The organism is Streptomyces sp. NBC_00663 (assembly GCF_036226885.1).
GTDB lineage: Bacteria > Actinomycetota > Actinomycetes > Streptomycetales > Streptomycetaceae > Streptomyces.
Window position 1 is genome coordinate 3,168,824 of record NZ_CP109027.1, and the last position, 14,152, is coordinate 3,182,975.

Annotated in this window: 15 protein-coding genes; 12 read left to right on the forward strand and 3 right to left on the reverse strand. The window is 71.0% G+C overall.

Annotated features, from left to right (window positions below):
- The first annotated feature begins 21 nt into the window (after positions 1-21).
- Positions 22-912, forward strand: coding sequence for a non-homologous end-joining DNA ligase (gene ligD / locus OG866_RS14190; protein WP_329334752.1), 891 nt, complete (start codon positions 22-24; stop codon positions 910-912).
- A 112-nt stretch (positions 913-1,024) separates the two neighbouring features.
- Here ligD and OG866_RS14195 read toward each other — a convergent pair whose 3' ends face one another.
- Complete coding sequence (locus OG866_RS14195) at positions 1,025-1,831, reverse strand: nuclease-related domain-containing protein (RefSeq protein ID WP_329334754.1); 807 nt, start codon at positions 1,829-1,831, stop codon at positions 1,025-1,027.
- A 111-nt stretch (positions 1,832-1,942) separates the two neighbouring features.
- Between OG866_RS14195 and OG866_RS14200 the strand changes: the two genes are divergently transcribed.
- The 7 genes from OG866_RS14200 (at position 1,943) to OG866_RS14230 (ending at position 8,480) form a co-directional block, all read left to right on the forward strand.
- Positions 1,943-2,449 (forward strand): protein-tyrosine phosphatase family protein, encoded by a 507-nt coding sequence (locus OG866_RS14200; protein WP_329334755.1) that lies wholly within the window; start codon positions 1,943-1,945, stop codon positions 2,447-2,449.
- 135 nt (positions 2,450-2,584) lie between these two features.
- On the forward strand, positions 2,585-3,283 hold the full coding sequence (locus OG866_RS14205; RefSeq protein WP_329334757.1) for a hypothetical protein: 699 nt from the start codon (positions 2,585-2,587) through the stop codon (positions 3,281-3,283).
- On the forward strand, positions 3,283-4,530 hold the full coding sequence (locus OG866_RS14210; RefSeq protein WP_329334758.1) for a HAMP domain-containing sensor histidine kinase: 1,248 nt from the start codon (positions 3,283-3,285) through the stop codon (positions 4,528-4,530). Before OG866_RS14205 ends, OG866_RS14210 begins: the two co-directional genes overlap by 1 nt.
- A gap of 138 nt (positions 4,531-4,668) precedes the next feature.
- Positions 4,669-5,043, forward strand: a complete 375-nt coding sequence (locus tag OG866_RS14215; RefSeq protein ID WP_329334759.1) for an SH3 domain-containing protein — start codon at positions 4,669-4,671, stop codon at positions 5,041-5,043.
- A gap of 52 nt (positions 5,044-5,095) precedes the next feature.
- Positions 5,096-6,457 carry an FtsW/RodA/SpoVE family cell cycle protein gene (locus tag OG866_RS14220; RefSeq protein WP_329334760.1) on the forward strand — a complete coding sequence of 454 codons (1,362 nt, stop codon included), beginning with the start codon at positions 5,096-5,098 and terminating at the stop codon, positions 6,455-6,457.
- Between the two features lie 14 nt (positions 6,458-6,471).
- Positions 6,472-7,929, forward strand: coding sequence for a penicillin-binding transpeptidase domain-containing protein (locus OG866_RS14225; RefSeq protein ID WP_329334762.1), 1,458 nt, complete (start codon positions 6,472-6,474; stop codon positions 7,927-7,929).
- 44 nt (positions 7,930-7,973) lie between these two features.
- On the forward strand, positions 7,974-8,480 hold the full coding sequence (locus OG866_RS14230; RefSeq protein ID WP_329334764.1) for a DUF3291 domain-containing protein: 507 nt from the start codon (positions 7,974-7,976) through the stop codon (positions 8,478-8,480).
- Positions 8,481-8,520: 40 nt separating this feature from the next.
- Here the strand turns inward: OG866_RS14230 and OG866_RS14235 are convergent, their stop codons facing one another.
- Positions 8,521-9,645, reverse strand: a complete 1,125-nt coding sequence (locus tag OG866_RS14235; protein WP_329334766.1) for a ferritin-like domain-containing protein — start codon at positions 9,643-9,645, stop codon at positions 8,521-8,523.
- Positions 9,646-9,734: 89 nt separating this feature from the next.
- Here OG866_RS14235 and OG866_RS14240 point away from each other — a divergent pair, with 89 nt between their 5' ends.
- The 4 genes from OG866_RS14240 (at position 9,735) to OG866_RS14255 (ending at position 12,905) form a co-directional block, all read left to right on the forward strand.
- Positions 9,735-10,673: an AurF N-oxygenase family protein gene (locus tag OG866_RS14240; protein WP_329334768.1), complete on the forward strand. Its 939-nt coding sequence runs from the start codon at positions 9,735-9,737 to the stop codon at positions 10,671-10,673.
- Between the two features lie 106 nt (positions 10,674-10,779).
- Positions 10,780-11,427 carry a TetR/AcrR family transcriptional regulator gene (locus OG866_RS14245; protein WP_329334769.1) on the forward strand — a complete coding sequence of 216 codons (648 nt, stop codon included), beginning with the start codon at positions 10,780-10,782 and terminating at the stop codon, positions 11,425-11,427.
- A gap of 10 nt (positions 11,428-11,437) precedes the next feature.
- Complete coding sequence (locus OG866_RS14250) at positions 11,438-11,734, forward strand: hypothetical protein (protein ID WP_329334771.1); 297 nt, start codon at positions 11,438-11,440, stop codon at positions 11,732-11,734.
- Between the two features lie 103 nt (positions 11,735-11,837).
- The gene (locus OG866_RS14255) at positions 11,838-12,905 is read left to right on the forward strand and encodes a C40 family peptidase (RefSeq protein WP_329334773.1); all 1,068 of its coding nucleotides are present in this window, start codon (positions 11,838-11,840) and stop codon (positions 12,903-12,905) included.
- On the opposite strand, the gene OG866_RS14260 is transcribed toward OG866_RS14255, so the two are convergent.
- Positions 12,881-14,131: a styrene monooxygenase/indole monooxygenase family protein gene (locus OG866_RS14260; RefSeq protein WP_329334775.1), complete on the reverse strand. Its 1,251-nt coding sequence runs from the start codon at positions 14,129-14,131 to the stop codon at positions 12,881-12,883. The genes OG866_RS14255 and OG866_RS14260 overlap by 25 nt on opposite strands.
- Positions 14,132-14,152: the final 21 nt, after the last annotated feature.

Consider the following 14,152-nt stretch of genomic DNA (forward strand, 5'->3'; position numbering starts at 1 on the left):
TTTGCGTGAGATTCTCATCGTATGACGCCGATCACGGAGGTGGAGGGCCGCCGGCTCGCGCTCAGCAACCTGGAGAAGGTGCTGTATCCCGCGACCGGGTTCACCAAGGGCGAGCTGCTGCACTACTACGCCACGACCGCCGACGCCCTGCTCCCCCACCTGCGGGACCGCCCGCTGTCCTTCCTGCGCTACCCGGACGGGCCCGACGGGCAGGTGTTCTTCGCCAAGAACGTGCCGCCGGGTACGCCCGACTGGGTCACCACCGCCGAGGTGCCGAGGTCGGAGGGGCCGGCCCGGATGGTCGTCGTACAGGATCTGCCGTCGTTGATGTGGGCGGCGAACCTGGTGACCGAGTTCCACACGCCGCAGTGGGTCGTCGGCGCGCCGGCCGAGGCCGATCGGGTCGTCTTCGACCTCGATCCCGGGCCGCCCGCCACCGTCGTCGAGTGCTGCGAGGTGGCGCTGTGGCTGCGGGAGCGGCTCGCGGCGGACGGGATCGCGGCGTACGCCAAGACGTCCGGGTCGAAGGGGCTGCATCTGCTGGCGGCGGTGCGGCCGACGTCGTCCGAACAGGTGTCGGAGTACGCCAAGGAACTCGCCGTGGCCGCCGAGCGGGCGCTGCCGAAGCGGGTCGTGCACCGGATGACGCGGAGCCTGCGGCCCGGGAAGGTGTTCGTCGACTGGAGTCAGAACGCCGCCCGGAAGACCACCGCCACCCCGTACACCCTGCGCGCCCGCCCCGAGCCCAGCGTCTCCGCGCCGGTCACCTGGACGGAGGTCGAGGAGTGCCGGTCGGCCCGTCAACTCGCCTTCCTGGCACCGGACATCGGGCCTCGGTTGCAGGACTACGGCGATCTGCTCGCGCCACTCCTCGACACGCGGTCCGCCGGACGGCTGCCCCGGCTCGGTTGACGGTCCGACCTCGCGCCCGAACCACGCGCTCCGCCCCGCCTCACACCCGAGCCACACCGCCCGCCCCACCTCACACCCAAGCCACACGGCCCGGCACCGACCCCGTGACGGCTCAGCCTGCGGACGTCCAGGTGGTGCGGTCCCGGGCCATCGCGTGGAGCGCCTCCACGTCCGCCGGTTTCAGCACCCCGCCGAGCCGGGCCAGGGACTCCACCTCCGTGTCCGCGATGACGCGGACCTCGCGCAGCGGGGCCGTGACGCGTACGTCCGTCGGGCCGACTAGGGCGAGGACCGGGTGGACCTCGGCGGTCAGGGCGTAGGAGGCGCGGTCGGCGTCGGCGCGGACGCGGCGCAGCAGCGGGTGGGGGTCGTGGCGGCCCAGGGTGACCATGGGGTCGGCGACCGTCACCCGTTGCTTGCGGGCGTACAGGGTGTGGATCGCGAAGAGGCCGCCCGGGCCGATCGCGAGGTGGTGGACGCGGTCGCCGCCCGGGAGCGGGAGCGAGTGGAGGGCGTGCCAGCCCGCCCCGTCGAGCCGGTCGAGAGCGTCCCCCACCGCCTGCTCGGCCAGCAGGGCCCTGCGGCGCGGGTCCGGGCGGAGCCGGTGCGGCGGGCCGGGGTCGCGGTCGAGGGCGATCTGGAGGGCCTCGCCGGGACGGTTGGGCGCCAGGTCGTCGTCCGGGTGGAGGGTGAGCCGGGCCAGTTCCGCGGGGGTCGGCACGGGGGGCGGTCCAACCGCGACCGGGCCCGTCAGGAACGGGCCGAGCACTTCCAGTACGTCCTCCCTGCTCGCCTCGCTGAGCAGGTTGACCCGGGCCGCCTCCCTGTCGTACCAGGCGACGTTCCGCCCGTCCGTCAGGCACACGTAGAGCCGCTCCTGACCATGCCGCCAGGTCGGTATGACGCGCAGTCCGCTCATGCACCATCACCCCCTGACCATGGGAACAGGCGGGGTGCTCCAGGGGCAAGAAGGCGGTTACCTTTGGGGGTGGTTGGGAGGTAGTTGGGAGGGGGACTTGGGGAGGCGTTATTGCGTACCCGCAGGAAGCAGCCCGACGTACCGGCCCCGGACCGTCCCTGGAACGAGATCGTGCCCGGCCTGTGGATGGGCGGGCACGAGTTCAGGGGACACTCGGGGCAACGGGAACTGGCCGTCGTACGGGACGAGTTCGATCTCGTCCAGACTCTGCTGAGGCTGCCGGGGCACGGGCCCGACCCCGGCGTGGAACACCATGTGTGGCCGATACCGGACGGGCCTTTGGACGGGACCCAGCTCGCGGGTGTGATCCGCCTGGCGCAGGCCGCGAGCGATGCCGTCGACGAGGGCCGCAAGGTCCTCGTCCGCTGTTTTCACGGTTACAACCGCTCGGGGCTGGTCGTGGCGCACGCCCTGATCCGGGCCGGGCGCTCCGCCGAGGAGGCGATCCGCACGGTCCGGGAACGCCGCTCGCCCTGGGCGCTGCACAACGACCTGTTCGTCGACTATCTGCGGGCCGGACTGCCCACGGCACGGCTGCTGGAGGAGCTGGCCGAATAGTTCCCGTCCTGGGCGGGTGCGACGGGCGCGACGGGTGCGCAAAAAGGACTTGCGTACGAATAAGGTGTACGGGCCGGTAGTCGTCCCCCGCCTGGTCCGGCCCCGACCGCCCCGACCGCCCGCCCCTGGAGCACAGTGCCACGCCCCGTCCGTACCGCCCTCGCCACCGCCCTGCTGCTGGCCACCGCCGCGGGCTGCGGTGACGCGGGCGGCCTCCAGGGCGCGGGCTCCACCCCGACCGCGACCAGCCCGGCCAAGCTCTGGCCGCAGCTGACCCCGGCGGCCAGCCCCGCCTGGAACTACGACGACGGCGAGGCCGAGGTGATGAAGGGCGTCGCCGTGCCCGGTGACGACGTCCGCGAGGTGGACCCGGTGGCCGTGGTGAAGGCGGAGATCCTCCAGCACCCGGACGCCTACTCCGGCACCAAGGCGACCTACCGGGAGACGACCCGCCGGATGGCGTACTGCGGCGAGACACCGGCGGACAGCCGGTGCCCCGTCCTCAAGGCGTACTACCGCGACCTCACCGGCGACGGACACGCGGATCTGACGCTGGGCTTCCGGCTGCTGCCGGGCAACCAGACCGCCGTACGCGTCTACACCGTCCAGGGCGGCCGGCTGGTCCAGGTGATGAGCAACGACGACGCGGTGAGCGAGGTCGAGCTGGCCGGGCACTCCGTGATCATCCACGCGCCGTCCGACCTCGCGGACTACGAGTACCGGTTCCAGTGGACCTGGGACCCGGACCAGCACGTCATGCTGCTCACCCATGACGAGATGCTGCACATCGGCAAGCGCCGGTCGCCGTCCCCCTCCGCTTCGGCGAGCCCCTGATGAGGCTCGCGCTGCCGCGGTGGACCGGCACGCTCGCCCTGAAGGCCCTCGTCTTCATCACCGTCATGTGCTGTGCGCTGGCCGCGCTGCTCGGCATCCTGGTGCATGTCTCGGTGACCAACCAGACCGTGGGGCAGGCCCGTGACCTGGCGCTGTCCCGGCTGGCGGACGCGACCTCGGCGTACGAGGCCGGGGACACGCTGCTGCCGGGCGCGGGCGTCGACCCGCCCGGGCTGCCCGCGTCGCTGCGGGCCCTGGCGGTGGCGGGCGACCGGGGCACGATGGTCGCCGACCACGAGGGGCGCCCCACGATGTGGGCGGCCGGTCCCGCCGACGGTGACCGGGCCCTGGCCGTCGTCGTCGACTACTCCCAGCAGGCCCGTACGATCAACGCCCTCGACCGGGCGATCCTGTGGTCCTCGGCCCTCGCCATCGGGGCGACGCTGCTGGTCGGCGCGTTCGCGGTGACCCGGGTGACCCGGCGGCTGCACGCCACCGCGCGGGTGGCCCGGCGGATCAGCGGCGGTGACCTGGACGCCCGCGTCGAGGACCCGCGCACGAAGGATCCGTCGCGGCCTCAGGACGAGGTCGCCGCGGTCGCCGCCGCGCTGGACTCCATGGCGGCCTCGCTTCAGGGCAAGCTGCTGAGCGAGCAGCGGTTCACGGCCGACGTGGCGCACGAGTTGCGGACGCCGCTGACCGGGCTGCACGCGGCGGCGGAGCTGCTGCCGCCGGGGCGGCCGACGGAGCTGGTGCGGGACCGGGTCGCCGCGCTCAGGACGCTGACGGAGGATCTGCTGGAGATCTCGCGCCTCGACACCGGGCGGGAGCGGCTGGATCTTGACGCGGTGCCGCTGGGGGCGCTGGCGGAGCGGGTGGTGCGGGCGTCGGGGACCGACACCGAGGTCAGGGTCGTGCGGAGTGTCGTCGTCGAGACGGATCGGCGGCGCCTTGAGCGGGTGTTGGGGAACCTGGTGGCCAACGCGCATCGGCATGGGCGGACGCCGGTGTCACTGACGGTCGACGGGGCGATGGTGACCGTTCGGGATCACGGGGACGGGTATCCGGAGTATCTGGTCGAGCATGGGCCGCAGCGGTTCCGGACGGAGGGCGGGGCCAAGGGGCACGGGCTGGGGCTGACCATCGCGGCCGGGCAGGCTGAGGTGTTGGGGGCGCGGCTCTCGTTCTCCAATGCGGTGGACGGTGGGGCGGTCGCGACATTGGAGTTGCGGTCGTTCGCGGGCTGAGGGCCGAGTGTGGCTGGTCGCGCAGTCGCCCGCGCCCCTTCAGGGCGTTCCCTTATGGCCCAGCTCAAAAGGTGCGGCCCGTACAGCCCTCCTAATGTGGCGATTAGTCAAGTTCGCCCCCTTCGTGGAGGTTCCGCCATGTCCCTGCGCTCCCGTCTCTCCATATCTCTCGTCGCCGGCGCCCTGATCGCCGCCGCTGCCGCCGTGCCCGCCGTCGCGAACGACGACTGGGACGGTGAGCGCGGCGACTGGGGGAACCACCAGCAGCACGAGAACCCGCGCCTGTACCGGGGCGTCGTCACGGCGAGCACGCTGAATCTGCGCAGCGCGCCGAACCGCGGGTCGCAGATCATCCGGACCGCCTACCGGGGCGAGGTCGTGTCGATCTTCTGCAAGACGCCCGGGCAGACCATCCAGGGCAACCCGCTCTGGTACCTCCTCACGGACGGCACCTGGGCCTGGGGCGCCGCGCGGTACATCGACAACATCGGGGCGGCACCACGCTGGTGCTGACACCACGGGCAAACAGGTAAGACATCACGCCCTATTTGGGTAAGTTCCGGACATGACCAAGGCCGGAACCACCGTGGCTCAAGCGGATCCCCCCGCTCCCGCTGTACGCCTCCCCCGGCGCCGTGGCATCGAACTCGCCCTCCTCGTCGTCGCCGTACTGCTCTCCGTGTACGGCTACTGCGCGGTCGGCCTCGCCCGACACGGCACCGTCCCGCCCGGCGCCGCCGGTTACGGCGCCGGGCTCGGCGTGCTCGCGCTCGTCGCGCATCTCGTGGTGCGCTACCGGGCGCCGTACGCCGATCCGCTGCTCCTGCCGATCGGCGTGCTGCTCAACGGCCTCGGCCTGGTCCTCATCTACCGGCTCGACCTGGAGACCCCGGACGACCGGGCGGCGCCCACCCAACTCGTGTGGTCCACGGTCGGAGTGGCGCTGTTCATCCTGACCGTGCTGTTCCTGCGGGACCACCGGGTGCTCCAGCGGTACGCGTACGTGTGCGTCGCCGCCGCGCTCGTGCTGCTGGTCCTCCCGATCGCCTTCCCCGCCGTGAACGGGGCCCGGATCTGGATCCGGATCGCCGGATTCTCCATCCAGCCGGGCGAGTTCGCGAAGGTGCTCCTCGCGGTGTTCTTCGCCGCCTACCTCGCCGCCAACCGCAACGCGCTCGCCTTTGCCGGCCGCCGCGTCTGGCGGCTCCAGCTGCCGACCGGGCGGGTGCTCGGGCCGATCATGGCGATCTGGCTGCTGAGCGTGGTGGTGCTGGTCCTGGAGCGGGACCTCGGGACCTCGCTGCTGTTCTTCGGACTGTTCGTGGTGCTGCTGTACGTCGCCACGGGGCGCACCGGCTGGATCGCGGTGGGGCTGCTGCTGGCCTCGCTGGGGGCGGTCGCCGTCGGCTGGCTCGAACCGCATGTGCACAGCAGGGTGCAGGACTGGCTGCATCCGTTCGCCACCATCGAGGCCGGTCAGGGCCCCAACCAGCTGTCGCAGTCGCTGTTCGCCTTCGCCGCCGGCGGGACGATGGGCACCGGGCTCGGACTCGGCCACTCCACCCTCATCGGCTTCGCCACCAAGTCGGACTTCATCCTGGCGACGGCCGGCGAGGAACTGGGCCTCGCTGGCCTCTCGGCGATCTTCCTGCTCTACGCGCTGCTCGTGGAGCGCGGCTACCGGGCGGGCCTCGCCCTGCGTGACCCCTTCGGGCGGCTGCTCGCGGTCGGGCTCGCGTCGATCGTGGCGTTGCAGGTGTTCGTCATCGCGGGCGGGGTGACCGGGCTGATCCCGCTCACCGGCATGGCGATGCCGTTCCTGGCGCAGGGCGGCTCGTCGGTGGTCACCAACTGGGCGATCGTCGCCCTGCTGATCCGGGTCAGCGACTCGGCCCGCAGCCAGTACGACGGAAAGGCCGCCGCGTGACACGGAACATCCGGATGACGCGCTACATCCGCCACGCCGCCTGCTTCTGCGCCCTGCTGCTGGTGGCGCTCCTCGTCAACGCCACCCGCGTCCAGGTCTTCCAGGCCCAGTCCTACGACGACAACGCGGCCAACCGCCGTACCGAGATCGCCCGTTACCGCCAGCCGCGCGGCGACATCCTGGTCGACGACACCGCGGTCACCGGCTCGAAGGACACGGACGGGCGGCTGCGCTATGAACGGACGTACCCGAAGGGCCCGTTGTACGCGCCGGTGACCGGCTTCGCCTCGCAGATCTACGGCACGACCTTCCTGGAGCACGCCGAGGACGGCCTCCTCTCCGGCACCGACCCGATGCTGTCGGCGTTCCCGCTGTGGAACGACCTGACCCGGCGCCAGAACCCGGGCGGCAACGTCGTCACGACCATCAACCAGGCCGCACAGCGGGCCGCTTACGAGGGACTCGCCGGGCGGAAGGGCGCGGTGGCCGCCGTGGAACCGTCGAGCGGACGCATCCTGGCGCTGGTGACGAGTCCCTCGTACGACCCCCAGGTGCTGTCGGGGAACGACGCGGCGGTGGAGCGGTCCTGGGCGCGGCTGAACGCGGACCCGGACAAGCCGATGCTCAACCGGGCGGTACGGCAGACCTATCCGCCGGGGTCGACCTTCAAGGTGGTCACCCTGGCCGCCGCGCTGGACGCGGGGGTGGTGACGGACGTCGACGAGGCGACCGACTCCCCCGACCCGTACACCCTGCCGGGCACCACGACCTCGCTCACCAACGAGGCCACGGGGTGTGAGGACGCGCCGATCCGGGCCGCGTTCATGTGGTCCTGCAACACGGTGTTCGCACGGCTCGGCGTCCGGGTGGGCGTGGCCGACATGGCGGCGACGGCGGCGCAGTTCGGTTTCAACGACACCGGGCTCGGGATCCCGTACTCCGTCGCCGAGTCGACCTTCGACGTGTCCGTGGACAAGGCGCAGCTCGCGCTGTCGTCGATCGGGCAGTACAACACACGGGCGACGCCGTTGCAGATGGCGATGGTGTCGGCGGCCGTCGCGAACGGCGGGCAGATCCGCTCGCCGTATCTCGTGGAGCGGACGACGCGGTCGGGCGGGACGACGGTGGCGACGGCGGGTTCGCGTCCGGTGCGCCAGGCCATGCATCCGGCGACCGCGGTGCGGTTGAAGGAGCTGATGGAGGAGGTGGTGACCGAGGGCACCGGCACGAACGCGGCGATCCCCGGGGCGACCGTGGGCGGCAAGACCGGTACCGCGCAGCACGGCGTCGACAACTCGGGTACGCCGTACGCCTGGTTCATCTCCTGGGCGCAGGGCGAGCGTGATCTGGAGCCGAAGGTCGCGGTCGCCGTGGTGGTGGAGGACGCGGAGGCGGATCGGGGGGAGATCAGCGGGGGCGGGGACGCGGCGCCGATCGCGCGGGCGGTGATGGAGGCGGTGCTCACGTCCTGAGACGGGGGTACCGTCGGCCGGGGCCCCGACCTACCGTTCGGTACATGACTTCCGCCGCCGCGTACGAACTCGCCCAGGTCAACATCTCCCGCCTCAAGTTCCCGCTGGACTCACCGGAGTTGAAGGACTTCGTCGATGCGCTGGACCCGGTCAACGCCTCTGCGGAGGCCGCCGACGGCTATGTCTGGCGTCTACAGTCCGAGGGCGGCGACGCGACCGACATCAAGGTCTTCGGCGACGACTGGCTGATCATCAACCTCACGGTGTGGCGGGACCCCAACGCCCTCACGGCCTTCATGTACCAGGGACAGCACCGTGAGCTGCTCTCCCGGCGGCGCGAGTGGTTCGAGAAGGTGGCGGAGGCGATGACGGCCCTGTGGTGGGTACCGGCCGGCCACCGCCCGACGGTCGCCGAGGCCGAGTCCCGCCTGCTGCATCTGCGCGCCAACGGGCCCACACCGTACGCCTTCACGCTCCGGACGTCCTTCCCCGCGCAGGGGGCGGAGCCGGTGTCGCTCGCGGTGCCGGAGGGGCTGGGCTGCGGGGTCTAGGCCGCGTCGTTCGGATCGGCCCGACCCGGAGTCGCGGGGTTCACGGAGTCCCCTGGTCGATCGTGTCCCGCACTTCGGCGGCCCGGTCATGCTCCTCCGCCGCGAACCGCTCCGCGTCCAGTTTCTCGGCGATCTCCTCGTCCTGCGCCATCAGCAGGTCGAGGTTCGAGTCGCCCATCCCGAAGACGCCCATGTCGACGTACGCCTGCTGGAGCCGTTTGCCCCACAGGCCGATGTCCTTGACGCACGGGACGATCCGGGAGAACAGCAACTGGCGGAAGAGGGCGAGGAACTCGGACTGTTCGCTGTACTCCTCGGCCTCGGCGGTGGGGATGCCGAAGTTCTCCAGGACCTCGACGCCCCGCAGGCGGTCGCGCATCAACCAGCAGCCCTCGATGACGAATTCCTCGCGCTCGCGGAGTTCGGCGTCGGACAGTTGCCTGTAGTAGTCGCGCAGCGCCATGCGCCCGAAGGCCACATGCCGCGCCTCGTCCTGCATGACGTACGCGAGGATCTGTTTCGGCAGCGGCTTGTCGGTGGTGTCGCGGATCATGCCGAAGGCGGCGAGCGCGAGGCCCTCGATGAGGACCTGCATACCGAGGTAGGGCATGTCCCAGCGGCTGTCCCGGAGCGTGTCGCCGAGCAGGGACTGGAGGTTGTCGTTGATCGGGTACAGCATCCCGATCTTCTCGTGCAGGAACCGGCCGTAGATCTCCGCGTGCCGGGCCTCGTCCATCACCTGGGTCGCCGAGTAGAACTTCGCGTCGAGGTCGGGGACGGACTCGACGATCCGCGCGGCACAGACCATGGCTCCCTGCTCACCGTGCAGGAACTGGCTGAACTGCCAGGAGGCGTAATGCTGTCGCAGCTCGCCCTTGTCCTTCTCGGTGAGCTTCGCCCAGTGCTTGGTGCCGTAGAGGGACATGGACTCGTCGGGGGTGCCGAGGGGGTCGGCGGGATCGACCTCCAGCTCCCAGTCGATGCGCTTCTGCCCGTCCCACTGCTTGTCCTTGCCCTTCTGGTAGAGGGCAAGGAGGCGGTCGCGACCAGAGCCCTCCTTTTGGCCGACAAACATGGCCTCCCAGCTGAAGCGCGCCGCGCCGGTCGCCGGCACCTGCCAGTGGGGGTCTCCCGGATCTGTGGCGTACAGGTCGAAAGTCGGCATGTTCCGTAGGCTGCCCCTTTGTAGACCGGCGGTCAACAAGTCGTGCGCAAGGGATTGACGAGCTTGCTGACAAGCAGTCTCATAACCTCATGACGACGCTCACGGAAGCCGATGCGCTCGCGGGGCTGCGCGATGCGCTCGGCCTGCTCAAGGACCGGGAGCAGGTGGCCGAGCGGCTGCTCGACTCCTCCGCCAAGCACTCCTTCGACCCCGACAAGGAACTCGACTGGGACGCGCCCTTCGAGGAGGGCAAGTGGTTCTGGCCGCCCGAGCTGGTGTCGCTGTACGACACCCCGCTGTGGAAGCGGATGAGCGAGGAGCAGCGGATCCTGCTCTCCCAGCACGAGGCCGCCGCGCTGGCCTCGCTCGGGATCTGGTTCGAGCTCATCCTCATGCAGCTGCTCGTGCGGCACATCTACGACAAGGCCGCCACGAGCGCGCATGTGCGCTACGCGCTGACCGAGATCGAGGACGAGTGCCGGCACTCGAAGATGTTCGCGCGGCTGATCTCGCACGGGGACACTCCGTGGTACCCGGTGAGCCGGGCGCACCAGCAGCTGGGCCGGCTGTTCAAGACCATCTCGACGACGCCGGGGTCCTTCACCGCCACGCTGCTCGGTGAGGAGGTCCTCGACTGGATGCAGCGGCTGACGTTCCCGGACGAGCGGGTGCAGCCGCTGATCCGGGGGGTCACGCGGATCCATGTCGTGGAGGAGGCGCGCCATGTCCGGTACGCCCGCGAGGAGCTGCGGCGGCAGATGGTGACCGCGCCTCGCTGGTCGCAGGAGTTCACGCGGGTGACGTCCGGGGAGTTCGCGCGGGTGTTCTCGGTGGCGTTCGTGAATCCCGAGGTCTACACGAACGTGGGGCTGGACCGGCGGGAGGCGCTGGCCCAGGTGAAGGCGAGTGGGCACCGGCGGGAGGTCATGCAGACCGGGGCGAAGAAGCTGACGGACTTCCTGGATGACATCGGGGTGCTGCGGGGGGTGGGGCGGCGGCTGTGGAGGTCGTCGGGGTTGCTGGCCTGAGTGTGTTGGCTGCGGGTCCGGTGGGGGCTGGTCGCGCCCCAAAGGGGCGCGGGGAACTGCGCGACCAGCCACGACGCACCCGCGGACGCACGACTACGCTGCACCCATGACCCCTGCCGCGCCCGCCTACCGTCGTCTGAGTGTCGAGGAGCGACGCAGTCAGCTCCTTGAGGCCGCCCTCGGTCTCTTCGCGCACCGTGTGCCCGAGGACGTCTCCCTCGACGACGTGGCCGAGGCGGCCGGAGTCTCCCGCCCCCTCGTGTACCGGTACTTCCCGGGCGGCAAGCAGCAGCTCTACGAGGCTGCCCTGCGGTCCGCCGCCGAGGAGCTCCAGCAGTGCTTCGACGAGCCTCACGAAGGTCCGCTGCTCGACCGCCTCTCCCGGGCCCTCGACCGCTACCTCGCCTTCGTCGATCAGCACGACGCCGGTTTCAGCGCGCTGCTCCAAGGCGGGAGTGTCGTCGAGACATCCCGTACGACGGCCATCGTGGACGGCGTACGGCGGGCCGCCGCCCAGCACATCCTCAGCCATCTCGGGGTCACCGAGCCCAGCCGGCCGCTGCGGATGACCGTACGGATGTGGATCACGGCCGTGGAGGCGGCTTCGCTGATCTGGCTGGACGACGACAAGGAACCGCCGGTCGAGGAGTTGCGGGACTGGCTGGTGGAGCAGTTCGTCGCCGTGCTGTCGGTGACCGCGCGGCGCGACCCGCAGACCGACGCGCTGGTGCAGGCCCTCGGGGCGGATGGCTGACACTGGTGCCGTGAAGAGCGAAGACACCCCCTTCGAGGGCGGACCCATGGACGGCCGTGTCCTTCCGGTCCTCCTCGGCCCGACCGGGCACCCGCCCAAGCAGTACCGCATCCCGGTCCCGGACCCGGACGGCGGTCCGCCCACCCTGCTGATCTACCGCCGGGTACCGCGCGGGCACAGCAGGCTGGGGCTTCAGAAGGGGTGGAAGTACGCGTACGACCCCGAGGGGAAGCCGAGCCGGCCGAAGTGGCCGTGGTCCAAGCCCGACGCCACGCCGGGCGGCAAGCCGGACGACACCGACGGGTGACCTCGTTGCGCCGAACCGCGTACACCCGGCGCGCGCGGGCGGGGCTGCCGTCCCATGCTCGCGGTGCGGAGCAGAGGGGCTGCTCCGCACCGGAGGTGATGACGTGTCAGGAAGGCTTCTGCGTCTGGTGTGCACGGCGGCGGTGGCGGCCGGCACCGTCCTCGCGCCCTTGCCCGCGGCGGCCGTACCGGAGCCGTCGGCGCCCGGCGAGCGGAGCGTCTCCGAGCTGCTGACGGATCTTCAGCGGCTGTACCAGGAGGCCGAGGAGGCGACCGAGACGTACAACGCCACCGCGGAGAAGCTGAAGGATCAGCGGGCGGAGGTGCGCCGGCTCGACGGCCGGCTGGCGCGGGCCCGGCTCTCGCTCCACGACAGCCGGGGCGCCGCGGGCCGTCTCGCCCGGCAGCAGTACCAGAACAGCACCGACATCTCGCCGTACGTACGCCTGCTCCTGGCCCGTGATCCGCAGCACGCGCTCGATCAGGGCCATGTGATCGGGCAGTTGGCGCGGGAGCGGGCCGAGACGGTGGGCCGGCTGACGGGGAGCGAGAAGAAGGCCGACGGGCTGGCCCGGAAGGCCCGCGCGGCGCTCGACGGTCAACTCACCCTCGCCGTACGGCAGAAGAAGGACCGGGACGCGGTACGGAGGAAGCTGGACGACGTCGAGGAGCTGCTCGCCTCCCTGACGGAGGAACAGCTCGGCGCCGTCGCCGAGTTGGAGCGGACCGATGTCGCGGCGGCGCAGGAGGACCTTGTCACCTCGGGCGCCCTGGGCAGCGGCGAGGGCGAGCCCTCGCGGGCTGCCGACCGGGCCGTGCGGTACGCCGTGCAGCAACTCGGGAAGCCGTACGAGTGGGGGGCCGAGGGGCCCGAGGCGTACGACTGTTCAGGGCTGACGTCGCAGGCCTGGGAGCATGCGGGCAGGCCCATCCCCCGCACCAGTCAGGAGCAGTGGGCCCGGCTGCCGCGGATTCCGCTGCGCGAACTGCGGCCCGGCGACCTGGTGATCTACTTCCCCAAGGCGACCCACGTGGCCATGTATCTGGGCGGCGGGCAGGTCGTGCAGGCCCCGAGGACGGGTGAGAAGGTCAAGGTCTCGCCTCTCGCTTCCCACCCGATTCTCGGTGCCGTGCGTCCGGACAAGGGTCAGGAGGACAGGGACGCGAGGTAGGCCGCCGTCTTCTCCGGCTCGTAGAAGAAGTTCTCGAAGTCGGACGGGTCGTTGAAGGCGTTGGCGAAGCGGTCGGCGGCGGGCTGCAACTGGCCCGCCGCGCCGATGAGGTTGAGGATGTGCTCCGGCGGCGGGGCCAGCATCGCGTTCGTCCACTTGGTGACGTGCTGGGCGGTGTCCCAGTAGCGGTCGAACGTGCCCTGCATCCACTCCTCGTCGAACTCCTTCTCCCCGCGCTCCAGGATCGAGGCGAGGTAGGAAGCCGCGCACTTGGAGGCCGAGTTGGAGCCCTGTCCCGTGATCGGGTCGTTGGCGACGACGACGTCCGCGACACCGAGGACGAGTCCGCCGCCGGGGAGGCGGCCGATCGGGTTGCGGACCGTCGGGGCGTAGCGGCCCGCCAAGGTGCCGCCCGCGTCGGTGAGTTCGACGTTCGTGGCCCGCGCGTACTCCCAGGGCGTGTACCGCTCCATGAGTTCCAGGGTCAGGGAGAGGTGCTGCGCCGGGTCCTTGACGCCGTTGAAGACGTCGAGCGGGCCGCCGGGTATGCCCTCCCAGAAGAGGATGTCGGCGCGGCCCGAGGTGGTGAGCGTCGGCATGATGAACAGCTCGCCGACGCCGGGGACGAGGTTGCAGCGGACCGCGTCGAACTCCGGGTGCTCGGGGCGCGGGCCGAGGCCGTGGACGTAGGAGACGGCGAGGGCGCGCTGCGGCTCGCTGTAGGGGGAACGCTCCGGGTCCCGGGCGAACATCGAGACCAGCTCGCCCTTGCCCGCCGAGACCAGCACCAGGTCGTACGTACGGGAGAAGTAGTCGAGGTCGGAGACCGCCGCGCCGTGGATGACGAGCTGGCCGCCGCGCTGGGCGAAGGTCTCCATCCAGCCGGCCATCTTCACCCGCTGGTCGACCGACTGCGCGTACCCGTCGAGCCGGCCCACCCAGTCGATGGCACGGGCGGCCGGGCCCTCGCCCCACGACCCGGGGGCCGCGACCGAGACGCCGAGTCCTTCGATCTTCGGGGCCTGGGACTCCCAGAAGTTCAGCTGGAGATCGCGCTCGTGCTGCAATGCCGTGTGGAACATGCACTGCGTCGACATGACGCGCCCGGAGCGGATCTCGTCCGCCGTCCGGTTCGACATCAGGGTGACCTCGTACCCGTGCGACTGGAGTCCGAGGGCGAGCTGGAGTCCGGACTGGCCGGCTCCTACGACGAGTATCTTCCGCATACGGGGCAGTTCTCCTACTCG

Excerpts from the sequence above, each read along its gene's own strand:
- OG866_RS14260 (WP_329334775.1), bottom strand. The coding sequence starts at position 14,131 with ATGCGGAAGATACTCGTCGTAGGAGCCGGCCAGTCCGGACTCCAGCTC.
- ligD (WP_329334752.1), top strand. The coding sequence starts at position 22 with ATGACGCCGATCACGGAGGTGGAGGGCCGCCGGCTCGCGCTCAGCAAC.
- OG866_RS14235 (WP_329334766.1), bottom strand. The coding sequence starts at position 9,645 with ATGCCGACTTTCGACCTGTACGCCACAGATCCGGGAGACCCCCACTGG.
- OG866_RS14230 (WP_329334764.1), top strand. The coding sequence starts at position 7,974 with ATGACTTCCGCCGCCGCGTACGAACTCGCCCAGGTCAACATCTCCCGC.
- OG866_RS14210 (WP_329334758.1), top strand. The coding sequence starts at position 3,283 with ATGAGGCTCGCGCTGCCGCGGTGGACCGGCACGCTCGCCCTGAAGGCC.
- OG866_RS14225 (WP_329334762.1), top strand. The coding sequence starts at position 6,472 with ATGACGCGCTACATCCGCCACGCCGCCTGCTTCTGCGCCCTGCTGCTG.
- OG866_RS14220 (WP_329334760.1), top strand. The coding sequence starts at position 5,096 with ATGACCAAGGCCGGAACCACCGTGGCTCAAGCGGATCCCCCCGCTCCC.
- OG866_RS14245 (WP_329334769.1), top strand. The coding sequence starts at position 10,780 with ATGACCCCTGCCGCGCCCGCCTACCGTCGTCTGAGTGTCGAGGAGCGA.
- OG866_RS14195 (WP_329334754.1), bottom strand. The coding sequence starts at position 1,831 with ATGAGCGGACTGCGCGTCATACCGACCTGGCGGCATGGTCAGGAGCGG.
- OG866_RS14240 (WP_329334768.1), top strand. The coding sequence starts at position 9,735 with ATGACGACGCTCACGGAAGCCGATGCGCTCGCGGGGCTGCGCGATGCG.
- OG866_RS14215 (WP_329334759.1), top strand. The coding sequence starts at position 4,669 with ATGTCCCTGCGCTCCCGTCTCTCCATATCTCTCGTCGCCGGCGCCCTG.